The sequence below is a fragment of the Winogradskyella psychrotolerans genome (assembly GCF_018860545.1).
GTDB lineage: Bacteria > Bacteroidota > Bacteroidia > Flavobacteriales > Flavobacteriaceae > Winogradskyella > Winogradskyella psychrotolerans_A.
In genome coordinates this window covers 40,641-60,420 of the sequence record NZ_JAHKPN010000031.1, presented here as the reverse complement: position 1 = coordinate 60,420, position 19,780 = coordinate 40,641, and the positions used below count along the sequence as shown (strand labels likewise).

Genomic DNA, 19,780 nt, shown 5'->3' with positions numbered 1-19,780 from the left:
ATGAAAAAGAAAGAAATCATGTCTCCATGGCAACGTTTTGTAGGTTTGATAAAACTAGAGAAACGCGATATTTTACAAGTTATTTATTACGCTATTTTTTCAGGGCTTTTGGGATTAACATTACCCTTAGGAATTCAGGCTATTATTAATTTATTACAAGGCGCACAAGTCAGTACGTCTTGGATTGTTTTAGTGGTCTTGGTTACTATAGGTGTAGCTTTTGTCGGTGTTTTACAATTAATGCAAATGCGGATTGTAGAAACCATTCAACAACGCATTTTTACACGCGCATCTTTTGAGTTTACGTATCGTTTTCCAAAAATTACAATGCGTGAATTACGTAATTACTATCCACCTGAATTAGCGAATCGTTTTTTCGATACGCTGAATATCCAAAAAGGATTAGCGAAGATATTGGTAGATATACCAGCAGCGATCATACAAATTGTTTTTGCCTTGGTGCTGTTGTCTTTTTACCATCCCTTTTTTATTGCATTTGGGATGCTATTGTTGCTCTTAATTTATGTGGTATTTAAGTTCACAGCGCAAACAGGAATGGATACGAGTTTGATTGAGTCTAAGCACAAATACAGAGTTGCACATTGGATTCAGGAGGTTGCTCGGGCCATTGTGAGTTTTAAATTATCCGGACAAACGAATTTAGCTATAAATAAAAATGACGATTTAGTTAATGATTATTTAAAAGCCAGAGAGAGTCATTTTAGAATATTAGTGATTCAATTTATTCAAATGATTGGTTTTAAAGTTATCGTTACGGCTGGTTTATTGCTGATTGGTGGTTTGTTGGTCTTAAATCAACAAATGAATATCGGTCAGTTTGTAGCTGCTGAAATTATTATTTTATTAGTGATATCATCTGTTGAAAAATTGATTCTTAGACTAGAATCGTTTTACGACGTGTTAACCTCTTTAGAAAAAATGGGACAAGTTGTAGATAAAGAACTCGAAAATCAAGAAGGTGATCTGCCAAAATTTGATGATGGTATTAGTATTGAGTTAGATAATGTGTCTTATGGAGTACCCAACCGAGAATTACACATTCTAAAGAAGATTTCTTTAAAGATAAATCCAAAAACAAAGTTATTGATTCGAGGAGAAAGTGGGTCTGGAAAATCGAGTTTGTTGCGATTGATCGCTGGAGTTTTAGAACCGACAAAAGGTCGAGTATTTGTAAATGATTACGCCCTAAAAAATATGAATCTTAACCATTACAGGTCGCACTTAGGCTTATCGCTTGCCGATGAAACTCCTTTTGAAGGCACCATTAGAGAAAATATCACTTTTGGTAATGATCAAATTTCAGAAGCGCAATTGCTTTGGGCTATAGATAAGGTTGAGCTTAATGAATTTGTAAAGGAAAGTTCACAAGGTTTAAATACGGTTTTATACCCAGAAGGAAAGCAAACCTCATATACCATTGCTAAAAAAATTATATTAGCCAGAGCAATTGTAAATAAGCCAAGAATTTTAATATTAGAGGACCCCTTAGAGCATTTTGAGCCCAATGAAGTTCAACGTATTATGACCTTCTTAACTGATGATAAGCATCCTTGGGCGTTGGTTGTGGTGAGCAAAACGAATAACTGGACACAAAACTGTACTCAAGTCATAACGCTTAAACGCGGAGAACTAATTTAAAACCAATTGCAATGTTAAATATATCCCATAACCAACTTAACAAATCGGTAGATTTAGACAAGTATAAATCAGGGCAACACATTTTCAACGTAAAATACTATAGCTATTTTAATCGTTTTCTATTGGCGTTTGTTATTGTCGGTTTGCTTATTTTGTTTTTACCGTGGACGCAAAACATTACAGGTAAAGGTAGTGTGACGACGTTAAGACCAGATCAAAGACCGCAAACCATTCAGTCCCCAATTCCGGGTAGAATTGAAAAATGGTTTGTTACAGAAGGTGATTTTATAGCTAAAGGCGATACCATCATGCAGATTTCAGAAATAAAAAGTGAATATTTTGATCCTAATTTGGTTGAGCGCACCGCGGAACAACGAAATTCTAAAGCCCAATCTGTAGGGGCTTATACTGAAAAAGGAAAAGCATTAGATCGGCAAATTTCAGCTTTGTATAAAGAGCGTGGTTTAAAATTAGAACAAGCGAAAAACAAATTGCTGCAATCTAAATTAAAGGCTAAAAGCGATAGTATTGATTTTGAAGCTGCAAAAACGAATATTAAAATTACACAATCTAAATTTACGAGAACAGCCACTCTAAAAGATGAAGGTTTTAAAGCGACAAAAGATGTTGAGGATGCCCGATTAAAACTTCAAGAAACGGAAGCGAAATTAATTTCTCAAGAAAATAAATTATTAGCAAGTCGAAATGAAATCATAAATGCCCAAGTAGAATTATCAAGGATTTCAGCGATGTATACTGATAAAATTTCAAAAGCTGAAAGTGATAAATACACCGCACAATCGAGTCAGTTTGATACTGAAGCACAGGTCTCTAAATTAGATAATCAGTATTCTAATTATCAAATGCGAAATGATTTGCGTTTTATAAAAGCTCCTTATGATGGTTATATCAATAAAGCTATACGCGTAGGTGTTGGTCAAACGTTTAAAGAAGGCGAAGCTCTCGTGGGCATAATGCCTGCCAATGCAGATTTGGCTGTAGAAACGTATGTGGCTCCCATCGATTTGCCATTAATTAATATTGGAGAGAAAGTTCGCGTACAGTTTGATGGTTGGCCTGCAATTATTTTTAGTGGTTGGCCAGATATATCGTACGGGACTTATGGTGCTAAAATTATTGCTGTCGAGAGTTTTATAAGTGATAACGGCAAGTTTAGAGTGCTTTTAGCACCAGATGAAGATGCCCACGCTTGGCCTAAAGAAATTAGAGCAGGTTCTGGTGCCTATACCATGGCGTTATTAGATGATGTGCCGATTTGGTTCGAATTATGGCGACAACTTAACGGTTTTCCACCCAACTATTATAAGCCAGATAATGCTTCAACCACAAAAAAGAAATAGAGAATGAAGTATCGTTTATTTATCATAATGGCTGTTTGTTTTAGTGGTTTTGGGTTTTCGCAGTCTGAAGATTTTTCGAATGTCCTTCGCTTTGATGAATACTTAGGGTTTGTAAAGAAATTTCATCCTATTGTAAAGCAAGCGGAATTAGTCATTGACGAGAGTCAGGCAAAACTGATGAAGTCACGTGGTGCTTTTGATCCTAAGATTGAAGTTGATTACAGTCGAAAGCAATTCAAAAACACAGAATATTATAACAAGCTCAACGGAACGTTTAAAATACCAACATGGTTTGGTGTTGAGGTAAAAGCAACATTTGATGATAACGAAGGGACTTATTTAAATCCAGAATCCAATGTGCCAGACGACGGCCTGTATAGTGCTGGTATTGCCATTCCTTTTGGTCAAGGCTTATGGATTAATAATAGAATGGCATCCTTAAAACAAGCAAAACTATATAGAGAACAAGCAAAAGCTGATCGGGATATTTATGTAAACAATGTTTTATTTGAAGCTTCTTTGGTATATTTCAATTGGTTGCAAGCCTATAATGAGTTAAAGTTATATGAACATATTTTAGGCAATGCAGAGTTGCGTTACAAAGGGGTCGCTAAAGGAGTTGAAGTCGGCGAGAATGCCCAAATTGATGCTACTGAAGCGCGCATTGCAGTGAATAATAGAAAACTTGGTTTAGAACAAGCTAAAGTGAAATTATTAAAAACGGCCTTAGAGTTATCGAATTTTTTATGGTTAGAAAATAATGTGCCTGTGGAGTTACAACCCAATATGATTCCGGATGTGAATACAGCACCAATAGTGAATGCTACTTTTAATATCAATCAATTACGGACTGCTGATATGCTATTAGAAACACATCCTAAAATGATGTCTTTAACCTATAAACGAGAAGGTTTAGAAGTGGATACTAAATTGAAAGCGAATAAATTGCTGCCAAAAATTAATGCGGAATATAATTTCTTAACCGAAGCACCCGATGTTGCAAGAACTTTTAATACTGCAGAATACAAAGGGGGATTAAATGTGAGTTTCCCCTTATTTTTAAGAAAAGAACGCGGTGATTTAAAATTGGCAAAATTAAAACAGCAAGATGTGGAGTTTGAGATTGATGCCACACGTGTTAATCTTCAAAATAAAATTTCAGCCTTAAAACAAGAATTAGAATCCTACAGCATTCAAACTGAAATTACTGTAGACATGGTTTCAGATTATCAGCTTATGTTGCAAGCTGAGGAACGTAAATTTCAACTTGGAGAAAGCTCGTTATTTCTTGTCAATTCAAGAGAGTCTAAACTTATTGATGGTCAGTTAAAAGCTATAGAAATTCAGAATAAATTCTTCAAGACAAAAGCAAAGCTTTTTAATAGTTTGGCTGTAAATCCTGAATTATAAATAGTATTTTTACGGTATACAAATTATACAATGAACGTACATTTTATAGCAATTGGTGGTGCGGCAATGCACAATTTAGCCTTGGCACTTCACAATAAAGGATATAAGGTCACAGGAAGTGATGATACCATTTTTGAACCTTCAAAATCGAGACTCGATGCTAAAGGGTTGTTGCCTGAGGCTTTTGGTTGGTATCCTGAAAAGATTACTTCAGATTTAGATGCTATCGTTTTAGGAATGCATGCCAAAGCTGATAATCCAGAATTGTTAAAAGCCCAAGAACTCGGTTTAAAAATCTACAGTTATCCTGAATTTTTATACGAACAAGCTAAAAACAAAACACGTGTGGTTATTGGAGGAAGTCATGGAAAGACGACGATTACCTCTATGATTTTACATGTAATGCATTACCACGATCGTGATGTGGATTATATGGTTGGCGCACAATTAGAAGGGTTTGATGTAATGGTAAAACTCACCGATGAGAATGATTTTATGGTGTTAGAAGGTGATGAATATTTGAGTTCACCGATTGACTTGCGACCAAAATTTCATTTGTATAAACCTAATATTGCCTTGTTAAGTGGCATTGCTTGGGATCATATTAATGTGTTTCCTACCTATGAAAATTATGTAGAACAGTTTAGCATTTTCGTTGATTCTATAGTTAGAGGCGGAAGTATCAATTATAACGAAGAAGATCCGGAAGTTAAACGTGTAGTGGAAGCTTCAGAAAATCAAATCAGAAAAATAGCCTATAAAACTCCTGAATATACAGTAGAAGACGGAGAAACGTTGTTGGAAACTCCAGAAGGGCCAATGCCAATTGAAGTCTTTGGAGCTCACAACTTAAATAACTTAGCTGGTGCCAAATGGATTTGCCAACATATGGGCATTGATGAAGATGATTTCTATGAAGCTATTTCTACGTTTAAAGGAGCCAGCAAACGTTTAGAGAAAATTGCGGAATCTAAGACAAGCGTCGCGTATAAAGATTTTGCACATTCGCCGAGTAAAGTAGAAGCGACGACCAAAGCGGTAAAAGAACAATACAGCGACAGAACTTTAGTCGCCTGTTTAGAATTACATACCTATAGCAGCTTAAATGCCGAATTCCTTAAAGAGTATAAAGGAGCTTTGGATGCCGCAGATGTCGCTGTGGTGTTTTATTCTCCACATGCTGTAGAAATTAAGAAACTAGAGGAAGTTACAAAAGACCAAATTGCTAATGCTTTTGAGCGCGATGATTTAATTATTTATACCAATCCAGAGGAGTTCAAAGATTTCTTGTTCAAACAGAATTTTGACAACAAGTCATTGTTATTGATGAGTTCAGGTAATTATGGTGGTTTGGATTTTGATGAGGTGAAAGCACTTTTTTAGAACATAGTTATCTATCCATCCAACTTTTAAAGTGTGCAGACTTTTCTCTACTCACAAAAACATCATCATTAAATTTTGGTGTGAGTTGTAATTTTAATTTCCCTTTAAACCAAAGTGTGATTTTAGATATGGCATTTATACTGACAATAATTTGACGATTAATTCTATAGAATTTTACAGGATTTAATAACTCAATAAGTTGCTCTAATGTAAATTTTATAGGGTAGCGATTGCCATTCTCTAATACAATATATGTATCGTTGTCTTTATAGAAATAAGAAATGTCCGTGGTTAAAATGATAACTAACTCATCTCCTTTATTAACTAAAAAGCGCTCTTTGTAATTGGGTGTATTGGAGATGTTTTTTAAATCCTCAATCAGTTTATCATAAGGATTTGAATTGCTCTTTATACGCGTATTAAACTTAGCCAAAGACGTTTCTATATTCTTTTGGGTAATTGGTTTTAGTACGTAATCAATACTATTTAATTCGAATGCTTTTATGGCAAATTCATCAAACGCAGTTGTAAATATTATAGGGCAAGACACTTGTACGGATTCAAAAATTTTAAAGCTTAAATCATCACTTAAATGAATGTCTAAAAAGATGAGGTCTGGGGACGTATTAGAATTAAACCATTCGATAGATTGCTCAACACTTTGCAACCACGAGACAATGTTGATGGATGGATCAATTTCTAATAAAATGTGCTTCAAGTTTTTATAAGCACGTTCTTCATCTTCTATTATGAGTACAGTCATCATTTAATTTTTAATAATGGTAACTTAACTAAAAATACATTGTTTGTGTTACAGATGTTAATTGTTCGCTTTGTGAGAAACTTATATTGCTCTGCTAAAATATGCAATCCTTTATTTGTGGAATCGACATTACTTTTTAAGTTGATTTTATTTTCAACACATAACCAATCTTCGGTTTGCTTAATCGTAAAGTTCATGGGGTGAGTATCATCAATCCTATTATGCTTTACAATGTTTTCTAACAATAAATGTAAAGAGACTGGAGGAAGCATATAATTTAAATCATTGACTTCGATTGCATATTTAAAATTTTTACCAAAGCGTTTTTTTAGTAAATAACTATAGTTATTAGCAAATTGAATCTCATCGTTTAGTGGCACAACTTCTTTGTCGGTTGTTTTTAAGATGTACCGATACATGTCAGACATTTCTTTGAGAAAATCATTTGCGATGGATTGATCTTCTTGTATTAGGCCAGATAATGTGTTTAAGTTATTAAATAAAAAATGAGGGTTCAGTTGACTTTTTAAAGCTCTATTTTCAAGTTCTAGCTCATTTCTTTTTAAGCGTTCGTTTTCTTGATATTCAATTTTCCAACGTTTAAAAAAATTAAGACTAAACAACATACTAAGGATTATAATTCCTTTTAAAAACCCTTCGAGCGTACTTAGAGAAAGCATAAATGTGCTGAATATTGGGAATTCAGGAAAATAAAAAGAAACATAAATAGTTCTTAGTAAAAAGTAAAGACAGTTGTTTAAAATTACGATAGCAAGGACTCCGAAAATAAATAATTTCAGATTCATTTGCCAACCTTTTTTTAGAAGGCTGTTAAGCGAGAATTGTGCAATTAACCAGATTATGCCAAATTGAATCGAGATTATTAATACAACAAACCAATCGAAACCATAGCTTGAATCCATCGTTTTACTCATCATATAAAACGTAGCGTAGTAGATTAACCCTATTAATGGTATAAAAAATAAAGGATAAATTCTGAGTACATTATTCTTCATGATACGGAAAGTTACTTTAATGTATTCGGAATTTCATTTGTTTTAGGAAAATGTTTTCTAAAGAAGCCTTTCTTCTTTAAAAATAGTACTAATAGTAAAAATGTAATATAAATAAATACATTCACATATTCAACGATCCAATTTGCAACATCAGAGATTGCGATGTTACAAAGTGTTCCTAGTTCCCAATTTGTTCCAAAAAATGAAAATCCTACCCAATTAGTTCCACTATGTATTCCAACGACTAACCAAATAGAACCGGAGTAATAATATAGTAATGAAAAAATGTATGAAGTCATAAAGAGACTTATGAAATAACCTATGCTGAAATCATGTAAGAAAAAGTGAAAAACAGTGAATATAAGTCCCATGATTGTGAAAACAATATGTGGATTCATATGTTTTTTTAATTTTTGAATAGGATATGCGCGCATTCCTAATTCTTCAATAAATGAATTCCAAAAAATAAAACCGAAGAAGAAATATAAATAGTATCCTATATAGGTAATTAGTGATACATCTTCTGGAATAACGCTAGTATAGTTGACGTTCTCTGCGTTTACTATGAGTATAAAATATCTTGTAGCGGCTAATGTGACTCCGATTATGAAGCCGATTAAGGATGGTAACCAGATTTTCCTTTGTAAACCAAGTTCAGATAATGGTTTTTTATGAATGTATTTTTGTGCTAACCAAATGATGGAGATAGAACATACACCAAATAAAAAGAAAAAGAAGACATTACCGAATTCAACTTTGGAATTTAAACCTGCATTCTCCCTAATATTGATTCCAAATAATTCAGCAATCTTTACTAAGGGCAACATTATAGCTACCGATAATAATACGATTATAATTACGGTTACTATTTTTAACCATAAATGCTTTTCATATAATTTTCTGAATTTTCCCATTATTATCTTGAATTTTAAATACAATTCTAGATGAATTTTAATTCAGAAAAAGGTAAAAAATACTGAAGCAGTATTAATTGAGTTTGAAGCTGTAATAAATGAAGCTAAAAACGTTTTAGGAATTGGGAAGGTTAAGATTTATAAGCAACAAAGGAGCTTAATTGAAGCTCCTTTGTCATTTAGTCTATATTTTTCTTTTTCAATTCATGCTTTATTTATAAGTCACCAAAATATCAGCCACCTTTTGTAAATCTGATTCTATAATTTCTGTTTTTGGTGCTAATGGAAATAACTGTTGACCAGGTCTGCTGATAAAGGCAGCTCTCCATCCTGCCCACATAGCACCAGCCACATCCCAACCATGTGCGGCGATGAGCATACAGTCTTCTGGTTTTGTATTCAATTTGCGAGCAGCCCAAGCGTAGGCGTCGGTAAAGGGTTTGAATTTACCAACATCTTCTATACTTAAACGTTCATCAAAAAATGAGGTTAATCCAGCACTTTCAAATTGTTGTTTCACTCCTGCGTTAGATGAATTGGTGAACGACACCAATGTATAGCCTTCCGCTTTTAATTGTGTTAAGGCAACTTTAACTTCAGGATGTGCAGGTAAACCTCTTAATGAATTTACAATGACGTCTCTAGCTTCATCTTCCGAAATTGAAATGCCATTATTAGCGACTACCATTTGTAATGCTGCAGCTCCTATATGTCCAAAGTGTTCATAGTGTCCACTAGCTGTGGTGACTAAAGAATATTGTAACATCGTTGTAAACCAAAGCGATAATAAATCTTCTCGTCCGTTTAATGCTTTCCCAACTTGTTTTTTCATTTTAGTGAGATCCAAAAGGGTTTCGTTAACATCAAAAAATAAGACTTTAGGTCGTGTTGTGTTTGTCATAATAGTGTTGTTTTTTTTTGTTTCCTAAAACTAAATTCGGCATTAATAATTCGGAAGTTGCTTTAGTGCCTATATGCTAATGATATTTTTGCTGTTGTATGTCATTATAAAACTTTAGACTGTCTATAGCATAAGTTGAGCATTCTAATAGCTGAATTATAGGTCTGGTTGTTCTGCTATTAATTCAGAAAGCACTTGCTTAAAAGTATCCACAGGTTGCGCTCCAGTAACGGCACTTTTTCGATTAAATATTATCGTAGGAACCGAGTTTACACCCATGTGTTTCCAGTAATCTTGTTGACGTCTTACAGCGTCACGTGTCTCTTTATCGTCTAATGTCTTTAAGGCATCATCTGCATTTAAGCCAACTTCTAAAAGGGCTTCTTTTAAAACTGATTTTTTAGAGACGTCTTTACGGTCACTAAAAAAGGCTTTAGTCAATGCCATTTTTAGTTCCGTTTGCTTGTTGAATTCTTTAGCATATTCTAATAATACATGAGCATCAAAAGTATTCACCATACGCATGTCATCAAAATAATCGAATTTAAAACCGAGTTCTGCACCTGCATCAGTCATCATTTGTTGTGATTGCTTTTGCTGTTCTAATGTAGAACCGTATTTTTCAGTAATATGCTCGGTAACATTCTGGCCTTCGGTTGGCATATTTGGGTTTAACTCAAAAGGTTGCCATTCTATATTAATTTGGTCTTCTAGGCCTAATTCTGAAATTGCCTTTTCTAGACGTTTGTAACCAATGGTACACCATGGACATACGACATCTGAAACAATATCAATTTTTAGTTTCTCTTTCATATTAAAAGGGTATTAATTCGCTCATTTGTAATTCTGCCTGCACATTACTGTAGTTTTTTACATCTTCAGCAAAGGTCGCTGCGTGTGGACCAAATGCTTCTTGAAATGAAGCAACATCGTCAAATACTAAATGCGCAATGGCGACATAAGGTGCAGATTTATCAGGCACTTTACTTGCCATACCTAAATCTAATTCTAATCGTTTTAAGGCGCTACCAACGAGTTTTGCTACCATTGGTAAATGCTTATTCTGATAATAATGTGTATCAAACTGTACATCTTTGCCGTTCGGATACATTACAGATACTTTAATCACAATTCTAAATTTTTAAAGTTAATAAACCTTCCGAAAAAACGGAAGGTTTATTGCTATCAATCAATATGTGGTTTTTTATAGGGATTATTTTACCACATTCTCTTTAGACCATTCAAATTTTTGGAATGGCGCGTCAACAGGTGTATGTGCAATATGGTTGACATAGTTACTTATTGTTTTTTGAGATAAGCCTAAGATGATTTCTAAGACTTGTGCTTCACCATAACCGGCAGCATAAAATGCATCAAGATCATCTTGTGTTACATTACCGCGATTTCTAACAATAGTTAATGTCATCGTACGTAATGCTTCTAATTTTGAGTTTTCAAGGGGCTCCTCGTTACGCAAGGCTTCTGTAATGGCATCATCAACTTTCATCATTTTGGCAATACCTGTATGTGCAGGTACACAATAATGACAAGCGTGTTCTACATTAATGGTTTGCCATACGACTGTTAATTCGTCTTCGTTAAATGACGAGTCTACAAATAATTGGTGTAAAGTTTGGTACGCCTCTAATATTTTTGGTGCTCCAGCTAAAACTCCATGTAATCCTGGTATCATACCAAATGATTTTTGAGAGTTTTCTAAAAGTGATTTGCTCCCTTCTGGTGCAGATTCAATGTCGTGAATTTTTAAAGTTGTCATATATTTTGTTTTTAATTATGATTAAATGTTAATTATTTCTAAACGTTCGTTTAGTTATTGTGTAAAAAAATAGGGTTATAAATTTTTGAAGGTCATTTCAATATAATCTTCAATTTCTTCTGCTGTATTAATACGAGAAGCAGCTGCTAAGCCATGCTTTGCTAATAATAAATAATTGGCTTGTTTCATTATGGTGGCGTCGTCTTTTGATGGATCCATTTTGAGCTTCTCGATAATAATGGATTTTAAATTGTTCATAAAAGCATCCATCTGTTCTTTGATGAGTTGGTCTTCATGTTCCGAAAATTCGTTATACGTGTTGGTTACAAAACAGCCTTTTTGACTACCAGGTTTAAAATTTGAATTTACAGAGTCGTAAAAAAACTGCTTAATGTCTTCAACTCCTTGTGTGCCGTTTTTAAATTTTTCTAACGTAGCCTGTATATTAGACTTGTACTGCTTTAAACTTTCAAGAAACAGTCCGTGTTTATTGCCAAAACTAGAATATATCGAAAACTTATTTATGCCCATTTCTTTTTCGAGCATTTGCATAGACGTCGTTTCATAACCATTTTTCCAAAAAAGGTTCATAGCTTTTTCTACGACCTCGTCTTCGTTATATTGTTTTTTACGTGCCATTACATCTAATTACAATACAAAACTAAACAATCGGTTAGAAACTAAAAAATTTTTAACGTTTTATTAGAATTAGTATATCGTATTTCACAAGGTTATTTTGCTTGTATGACTTTGAAAAACAGTTGGAAACGGGGAGTGGTAGTCTTTAGTTTATGAACTACTCATTCTCAATTTTATCAATCATTTCTCTAAAAAGATTCAAGAGAAACGTTAATTTACTTGCATCACCAGCAGCTCTAAACCGTTGATTTTGAATTTTTACACCATACCAATCTTTTTTCCCGTTTTCGTTGAGAATCCATTTGATATCGAGATTAGCGATAGATGTTTTTGAAATATCAATTTCAACATCCCAACCCAACGGACTGTCAATAGTGGTAATTTGAATGGCATCCCCTTTTTCCCATTCGCCATCGGCATTCTCTGCAAGCCAATCTTGTATCCATTCTAAAATTTCCATTGTGTTAGCTTATTATATGATGTCATTCTGAGAGCAGCGAAGAATCTCAATGATCTAAAGTATTTTGAATACATATAGATTCTTCGGTCATGCTTCCCTCAGAATGACAACTGGTAAATTATTAAAATTTTAAATCTCAGAAACAAATTCCAAAAACACCGCTTTATGCTTTTCTAAATCCATGTCTGGAGATAACGAAACTCGTGCAATATAATCTTTATCTCCTTCTTTTGTGGTGCCTTGTGTTGAGGTTGCAGGAATCGTCCAATAACAGCCTTTTAATTGGCCGTAACTCACGCAATACTTGCTTTCATTAGGGATTTCGGTAATCATTAAATTAATTAATCTATGATTTAAAGCACGTTTGTAGGTTTCTTTCTCTTCAGGAGTATTTCCTTTTGTAGGAAGATCTAATGAAAATACCGAAGGTGTAAATCCTTGAGCAGCTAATTCTTCAGATACAAAATTGATTTTTGCTTCTGGTAAAGTGTCATGAATAAAATTCACAAACTCACGTGTATTTTTATACGCCTCCGCAATACGTTGATTCATAGAAGGCAATTGCTTGGCCAAAATCTCATATTGAAGCGCCGTCGCTTCGTTATCGCAAAGCGTCAAATGCAATGCTATTTTGCTCATTAAAGCATCTGCTTTTGCATTTCCTGCAATATAACCCGCTGTACATTTTCCTCCACTCGGGAATTTAGAACCACTAGCATAAGAGATGGTTCGCATAGTAGATAATATTTCACCATCTCCTAAAAAGTGCACATTAGGACAAAAGGTTTGATCTAATATAAACACAGGATCTATCGCGATGTCTCCAGAAGCCGTTTTACGTTCTTCGCTTAAGGCATCTTTTAATTTTTGTAAATCCGGAACTTCAACGCGTGGATTGGTTGGGATTTCAGCAATGATATAAGGAATGGCATCGTCGTGCGCAATTTTGTCTAAAACGGTATGGATACTTTGCACCATATCATTATCACCATCTACAGGTAAATCTACCACTTCCACATTCTCTAAACAAGCCGCCGCACGTCTGGCTTGGTCATTAGTGCCGCCATAACAATTTGGAGGTACCACAAATTTAATCGCTTTGCCTTTATGGTGTTCTAAGGCATAGTCCACCAAGCCCATCATAATAGCATACTGAACCGATAATCCGCTAGAACCCACTAAAGGCTGAGACGTTGTGCCATTAATCTCCTTAATGGAGTTTAAAACACTTGCTTTATTGGCTTCAAAATGACTATCTATATTAGTAGTCGGAGTATGTTCTGTTAACGCTTTTAAAGCGATTAAACAATTCGATGGAGTCATCGCAATCGTTTCACGACGTCTCACATGCTGAATGTCTGAAATATAATGATCGTTGTGACTGCCATTAACGATAAGTACACTCCCAAGGTGTCCATGAAGATTGATATAAAAATCAATATTGACATTGTCCTCGAGATGTGAAATGTCTTCTTGCTGCGAGATAAAAACGGTACTGCCATTAAACTCTAAAATAGCATCTGCATTATCCACTTTAATTAAATCGAAATCATAACCATAGACCTGCTTGATGATCTCAGCATCGAAAAATTCTGGAAGGTCTCCTGTATATACAATTTGGGTCTTTTTGTTTTCTAATAAATTAGTTCTTAAAATAGACAATACAGGAACTGTTTGTGACGAAAAACTAATCACGTTGTCTGCTTTAATATCATTTAAATTCGCAATTCCCCATTCTAAAATACAAGATAACGGATGCCCTAAACGAATATAATCGTAAGCGGTTGGTAATTCGCTTAATGCTGAAGGATCTGAATTATTGTTTTTATATAGGTTCTCAAACGCATCTAAAAACTGTGTTTTAGCTAACTTTTCGGTGTAAATATCTAAACGATGTGTGGTTAGGTTTAACCAGTCTTTAGGCCTATTTTTTAGAACGTCTTTTATATAATTTAGGGTTTTATTGTTTTGCATGATTCTCAATTTTCAATATGCAAAAATATGGATTAATTGGATGGATGAAGAAGGTTTAACATGACGTTTTGATATGGCGTTTTAAAGTTATATTAAGTTTTTGTGAGATGATTCTTTTCAAGTGTTTGCATGAGATTACTTAAATAGTTTTGTGTATTCTCTGAACAAATATATCTTTCCTCTTTTAGCACCAGTGATTTCAGTTAATATTTCAAGCTTTTCAAGTGCTTCAATTAACTTATAAACGGAAGGGGAAGACAAGCCAGTTAATTCTTTAGCTTTTTGAGCATCTACAATTGGTTTTTGAAAAAGATGATTTAAAATTAATTGTGCATTGTTTGAACGACTTCCCAGTGTTTGTAATTTTACTTCAACTTCTTTTTGTAATTTTAAAATACTATCAAATGTGTTTATTCCATTTTTTGCAGTTTCTATAACTCCAACTAAAAAGAATTTTAACCATTGGTTTAAATCGCTTTTTTCTCTAACTCTTGTTAGATTGTCATAGTATAACGTTCTGTTTCTTTCAAAAAAATCAGAAAGATAAAGTATAGGTTTTTTTAATATTCCTTTTTCTACCAAATACAATGTAATCATAAGCCTACCAACTCTTCCATTTCCATCAAGAAAAGGGTGAACTGTTTCAAATTGATAATGTATTAATGCAATTTTAAGCAAGTCAGGGAAAAAGGCTTCTGTGTTATGGGCGAAATTCTCTAAGTCTCCCATATATTCGTTAACACTTGTGTGAATAGGGGGAATAAATGTGGCATCATTAATGCTCGCTCCGCCTATCCAGTTTTGACTACTTCTGAACTCTCCAGGCAGTTTATGTTTTCCTCTTACTCCTTGTAGTAATATTTTATGAGTTTCTCTTATCAGCCGCGAAGAGAAAGGTAACTTTTCTAAACTTTTGATAGCAGAGTTTAAAGCTTCTATATAATTTTGTACTTCTTCCCAATCATCCTTTTTTTCATCATTTACATCTTCTTTGTCTAATAAAGCATCTTCTATATTTGTCTTTGTTCCCTCTATTTTACTTGATTGTGTTGCTTCTTTTAACACGTGCATACTGATAAATAAATCAATGTTTGGAATGTACTCTGAATACATATCAAGTCTTCCAAGTTGTCTGTCTGCTTGACTTAAAAGACTTAATACCTCCATGTCTTCAATTGCCCATTTTTGATTTATTTTGGTGGGTTGAAAACTTTTATAAGTTCCTTGATTTATATAATTACCAGCGTTGAATGCTTTCATTTCTTTTAATATTCTTAAACAAAAGTACTCCTTATTTAAGAATATTGAAAAAAAATTAATTAAGGATGTTGTTAAATTAAATATATATATGAAATCTTAATTAGTAAAGATTGCTGTTTAATGTGATTTAACTCAATTATATAAAGACCTATATCCTATATATGAGATTCTCTTAAAATTTTTAGAAAGTCAAACCTTACAACAATTAATGTAAGATTTTAATATATAGAGATTTAAGTCCTATTTTCCAGAGCCAAAAACCTTTTCCCAAACCAAAACAACCTTACTCCTAATTTTAGCAGAATTCGATACCACAAAAGCAAAACCCATAGTAGTAACCAAAGCAATAAACGCAAGTGCGCCAAGTGCACCTCCATAACCATCAAAGACATGGCTTTTCGTAATGTAAATCCCAGTAAATAGCGTTCCTGCTATGGCAAGCAAGGTGTAGCTTTTCAAGGTTTTAGCAGAGACCATCCCAATAAACGAGGTGCCAACAAATACAATAGGGAGATGTTCGGTTAAATAGCCATTGAGTACGTTAGGAAAGGCATAAAAAAATAATCCTACAATAAGCGATAGTAACGCAGAGGCTTTTACAGCGCCAAAGCGTAAGTGTTCGCTAACAAAGTGGGTGAGTGTGGCGCCTAAAATTCCGGTGATGATGAGGATACATGTATTCATACCAATAACGCATACATTAGAGTTGCTGTGATGACACCTGCAAATGCCATGGTGCCTAATTTTCCGCCAACACCAAGAAATAAGTTTTTAAGAGGTAAATTGTAGCGCGCAAATTTAGAATTAAAGGTAACTAACATACATAATGTTTACTCTGTTGTTAGCGCTTTAAAGAAAAATGACCTGTAAAAGTTTTACCATTACCTAGATGAGCGATAAACCAATAATCGCTAGTTGGTAATGCTTTTCTATTATATGTTCCATCCCAACCAGATTCATTTGCAGATAGTTGTGTTAATAATTTACCGTATCTATTATAGATTAAGACTTTAGCATTGGGGTAATTATTAATACCTTTTATTTGCCAATAGTCGTTTTTTGTATCGTGATTAGGGGTAAAGAACTTAGGGTAATCGATTATGGTTACATTTTGTGAATCTGCACCACATCCTTCCTTTTCTCTGACATAGACAGTATATGTTCCTCCTGTTACATTAGGGAAATAATTACTGTCTTGGTAGTTTATTTCATCTATAGAATATTCAAAGTTACCATCACCTGAAGCTATGATTTCAATAAAATTATTACCAAGTTCGCCATATTTTACGTCTTCAATCTCAGGTAATTCAGAACGTATTAAATAAAAAGAATAAGTGTTTTCGCAGCTTATACCATTTTCTAATTTAGTTATGGTTAAGGTGTACTGACCTTCATCTATGACTAGAGCATTATACGAGGTTGAAATTATCGTGCCATCCTCATAGGTCCACGTGTAAGCGTTAAAGTTATTGGGCACTGATAAATTAAGATGTGGTTCTAAATCACACAAGGTATAGGTATCTTCCAAATCAACCTCAGGTAATGGATTTACAATTAAATTAAAGGAGGTTTCAGAATAACATAAAGGGTTTGATGAGTCTTCAACCGTAACATTAATGGTTTGCGAGAAAGGATTTGTATTTTGGAGTAAAGCCGGTAAAGGACTAGGAAGTGAATTACCATTGGTGTCAAAATATAATACTGTTAACCCTGTCTGATTTCCTATCAGTTGTGTTTCGATATCAGAAGTGTCAAATTCGGAATAACCATCTCCTTGGTCGCAGGCATATAAATTAAGAGGTTGGCTAATATTTGGTTGTGTTATTGTTTGTAATTGCAAAACTGTTTCAGCATAACAACGTGTTCCCGTATCAGTAACTCTTACTGTTATATTTTGATTGAAAGGCTCTGTGTTTGTCAAGGGGTTAGGCAATGGACTCAGTAATTCAAATCCGTTTTCGGTATAATAAGTAATGCTCATACCAGATTGAGCACCTAAAACTTGATTCTCGATATTAGAGGTTTCAAAATATTCTGAAAAACCATCATTGTTATCATCACAGCCGTATAGGATTTGTAACTGGTTGGCTATAGGATTTTCATTGACTAAAATAGTAATAGTCTTTTCAGAATAACAACCCGTTACTGAATTGGTTAATACAGCTGTAATATAATCTTGTTGAGGTGTTAGATTTGTGAAGCTAGAATAATCAGAAGTTGATATTGAAATATTTTGACTGTCAAATAATTCAACGGTTACATCAGGTTGACCATTGATAATAGTATTAGGTATATTACTTATATCAAAAGTGCTATAACCATTACTTGTTTCACTACAAGAAATGAGGTCTTCAACGTCATTAATTTGAGGAGAAGGTAATACTATAATATCAAAAGAAGCTTCGGAATAGCAACAAGGTGTATCTTCATGTGCAACTCTTACAATTATAGTTTCTATATCTCTTATAGTGTTTGTGAAAGGATTCGGTAATTGGGTATATTCATTATAACTCCCATCAATATAAGTGATTATTTTATCGGTTTGCCCACCTAAAACCTGTTGTGTAATCATAGATACATCAATAGAAGATGAAATACCTGAATCAAAAACATCTTCGCATGCGTAAATATTATTTATAGCATAAGCCGTTGGTGGTTCATTGACATCTATCGTTTCACTTAGAGTTTCAACACTCCCATTATTAGTAGTAACGGTAGCAGTTATGGTATAGATTCCGTCTTCTGAAAAATCATGAAAAGGTGATGTGTCTAAAGAGGTGTTTTCAATACCTGAAGCAGGATCTCCAAAATCCCAGATTACAGATGTTATATTTGTATCGTTTTCAATACTAAATTCCTTTAGAAATTCGGAACAAATATTTGAAATATTCATTGAATAGTTATTAGTAAGATGGTTTACGTTACCAGTTACGTTGATATAGAAATTAGCATCTGGCCTCCCTAAATCTACGGTAGAAACATATTCATCAGATCCATATGAAGGACCGCCTGCTAAATTTGTACAACCTCTTTGCCAAGACAAATCATTATCATAGGTTGAGCCAGAGATAAAAGCTAAAGCACTTCCGTAAGCAATACCTTTGTGGACTTCTACCAATATTCTTTCCACATCAGCCGGTATTACTACAGGCGTGTTAAAGTCTATTTGAATAATTTCAGAGTCATCATTAATAACAGCATTAAGCTGTTGGTATTGACTACTTCCAATAAGATTTGTTTCTGAGAACGAATCTGGAAAATTATCGTCTATTTCGTAAATGTTAAAGCTTATTTCTGGTGACCAACCGACATTATTAATACCGACTTGACCAGAAGTAATGACAAACTCTTCGTTAGTTGAAATACCAAAGTTTGCGAGTGTAAATGTTCTTGCCCAATAGATATAAGATGAGCTACAGGAATGTATATCTGTTTGAATAATATCATCGCAAACATTGTGAGACAATCGCGTTGTAGATCCTGAACTTTGAATGTTAAGAACATCTCCTGTTACATTTATGTAAAAATTTGCATTAGGTACAGGAGTTGTTAAATTTGTAGTGGGGGTAATGCCGAAGTTGTCTTGACATCCTGAATAATATGACACCCCAGTGTCATTTGCAGTACCAGCAATGTAAACCTCTGCAGATGCGGGGTTATAGATTTCTACAGTTTTCTGAACTGTAACTAAGATTCTTTCAGTGCCTGCTGGGACTATTATTGGGTTTTCAAAGTCTGTTTGTATAATCTCAGGTGCACCATTAATAATTGGAGATTGCCCAATACCTCGTCGACCTAATAAATGAAAATTATCATCAATATTCATAACTCTAAATTCTAAAATTGCACCATCACTAGATTGACTAAATGCAACTTGACCTGATCTTATAATAAATTGTTCATTAGCTGCAATTCCAAAATCAGCGAGATTAAAAATACGTGACCATGTTTCAAAATCTTCACAAGAAAACATGTCTGTTTCAATCGGTGTAGTGCCTATATTATGAGATAAAGTAATTTGAGCATTGGAGTAATGATTCCAATTTAAAAATAGAATAAGTAATGTTAATCGTTGTAGGTTTTTCATTTCTATATCAGGTCTTTATCGAAGGGTATTTAATATAGGGAAAACGAAGAACGGTGAAATAATTTAAAAATTCAAATCTTTCAATAGATAATACATTGTTTTTTAAAAGAGTATAATAATAACACTAATAAGTCAGAATCTCTCAAAAGATTTATCGGTCTAATACCCCAAAACAA

The 19,780-nt window shown here is 33.8% G+C and carries 18 protein-coding genes; 4 read left to right on the top strand and 14 right to left on the bottom strand.

The window, feature by feature from the left end:
• Genes KO515_RS11060 through KO515_RS11045 form a run of 4 tightly spaced genes read left to right on the top strand, consistent with a single transcriptional unit; the run spans position 1 to position 5,813 of the window.
• A complete protein-coding gene (locus KO515_RS11060; RefSeq protein ID WP_215936408.1) occupies positions 1–1,659 on the top strand; it encodes a peptidase domain-containing ABC transporter in 1,659 nt (552 codons plus the stop codon).
• A gap of 11 nt (positions 1,660–1,670) precedes the next feature.
• Positions 1,671–3,020 (top strand): HlyD family secretion protein, encoded by a 1,350-nt coding sequence (locus KO515_RS11055; RefSeq protein ID WP_215936407.1) that lies wholly within the window; start codon positions 1,671–1,673, stop codon positions 3,018–3,020.
• A gap of 3 nt (positions 3,021–3,023) precedes the next feature.
• The gene (locus KO515_RS11050; protein WP_215936406.1) at positions 3,024–4,430 is read left to right on the top strand and encodes a TolC family protein; all 1,407 of its coding nucleotides are present in this window, start codon (positions 3,024–3,026) and stop codon (positions 4,428–4,430) included.
• Between the two features lie 30 nt (positions 4,431–4,460).
• Complete coding sequence (locus KO515_RS11045; protein WP_215936405.1) at positions 4,461–5,813, top strand: UDP-N-acetylmuramate--L-alanine ligase; 1,353 nt, start codon at positions 4,461–4,463, stop codon at positions 5,811–5,813.
• A 7-nt stretch (positions 5,814–5,820) separates the two neighbouring features.
• On the opposite strand, the gene KO515_RS11040 is transcribed toward KO515_RS11045, so the two are convergent.
• From KO515_RS11040 to KO515_RS10975, 14 genes are all read right to left on the bottom strand, one after another.
• The gene (locus KO515_RS11040; protein ID WP_215936404.1) at positions 5,821–6,576 is read right to left on the bottom strand and encodes a LytR/AlgR family response regulator transcription factor; all 756 of its coding nucleotides are present in this window, start codon (positions 6,574–6,576) and stop codon (positions 5,821–5,823) included.
• Positions 6,576–7,592, bottom strand: coding sequence for a sensor histidine kinase (locus tag KO515_RS11035; protein WP_215936403.1), 1,017 nt, complete (start codon positions 7,590–7,592; stop codon positions 6,576–6,578). Before KO515_RS11035 ends, KO515_RS11040 begins: the two co-directional genes overlap by 1 nt.
• An 11-nt stretch (positions 7,593–7,603) precedes the next feature.
• Positions 7,604–8,506 carry a CPBP family intramembrane glutamic endopeptidase gene (locus KO515_RS11030; RefSeq protein ID WP_215936402.1) on the bottom strand — a complete coding sequence of 301 codons (903 nt, stop codon included), beginning with the start codon at positions 8,504–8,506 and terminating at the stop codon, positions 7,604–7,606.
• A 211-nt stretch (positions 8,507–8,717) separates the two neighbouring features.
• On the bottom strand, positions 8,718–9,407 hold the full coding sequence (locus KO515_RS11025) for a haloacid dehalogenase type II (RefSeq protein ID WP_215936401.1): 690 nt from the start codon (positions 9,405–9,407) through the stop codon (positions 8,718–8,720).
• Positions 9,408–9,563: 156 nt separating this feature from the next.
• Positions 9,564–10,220, bottom strand: coding sequence for a DsbA family oxidoreductase (locus tag KO515_RS11020; protein WP_215936400.1), 657 nt, complete (start codon positions 10,218–10,220; stop codon positions 9,564–9,566).
• A 1-nt stretch (position 10,221) separates the two neighbouring features.
• Positions 10,222–10,536: an EthD family reductase gene (locus KO515_RS11015; protein ID WP_215936399.1), complete on the bottom strand. Its 315-nt coding sequence runs from the start codon at positions 10,534–10,536 to the stop codon at positions 10,222–10,224.
• An 84-nt stretch (positions 10,537–10,620) separates the two neighbouring features.
• On the bottom strand, positions 10,621–11,184 hold the full coding sequence (locus KO515_RS11010; protein WP_215936398.1) for a carboxymuconolactone decarboxylase family protein: 564 nt from the start codon (positions 11,182–11,184) through the stop codon (positions 10,621–10,623).
• 75 nt (positions 11,185–11,259) lie between these two features.
• Complete coding sequence (locus KO515_RS11005; protein WP_215936397.1) at positions 11,260–11,823, bottom strand: TetR/AcrR family transcriptional regulator; 564 nt, start codon at positions 11,821–11,823, stop codon at positions 11,260–11,262.
• Between the two features lie 157 nt (positions 11,824–11,980).
• Positions 11,981–12,283: an immunity 53 family protein gene (locus KO515_RS11000; RefSeq protein WP_215936396.1), complete on the bottom strand. Its 303-nt coding sequence runs from the start codon at positions 12,281–12,283 to the stop codon at positions 11,981–11,983.
• A gap of 129 nt (positions 12,284–12,412) precedes the next feature.
• Positions 12,413–14,257, bottom strand: coding sequence for a cystathionine beta-synthase (locus tag KO515_RS10995; protein ID WP_215936395.1), 1,845 nt, complete (start codon positions 14,255–14,257; stop codon positions 12,413–12,415).
• Between the two features lie 135 nt (positions 14,258–14,392).
• Positions 14,393–15,517, bottom strand: coding sequence for a Fic family protein (locus KO515_RS10990; protein WP_215936394.1), 1,125 nt, complete (start codon positions 15,515–15,517; stop codon positions 14,393–14,395).
• Between the two features lie 240 nt (positions 15,518–15,757).
• Positions 15,758–16,201 carry a hypothetical protein gene (locus tag KO515_RS10985; protein WP_215936393.1) on the bottom strand — a complete coding sequence of 148 codons (444 nt, stop codon included), beginning with the start codon at positions 16,199–16,201 and terminating at the stop codon, positions 15,758–15,760.
• Positions 16,198–16,338, bottom strand: coding sequence for a hypothetical protein (locus KO515_RS10980; RefSeq protein ID WP_215936392.1), 141 nt, complete (start codon positions 16,336–16,338; stop codon positions 16,198–16,200). The genes KO515_RS10985 and KO515_RS10980 overlap by 4 nt, the downstream gene beginning before the upstream one ends.
• A 20-nt stretch (positions 16,339–16,358) precedes the next feature.
• Positions 16,359–19,604, bottom strand: coding sequence for a T9SS type B sorting domain-containing protein (locus KO515_RS10975; protein ID WP_252723845.1), 3,246 nt, complete (start codon positions 19,602–19,604; stop codon positions 16,359–16,361).
• Positions 19,605–19,780: the final 176 nt, after the last annotated feature.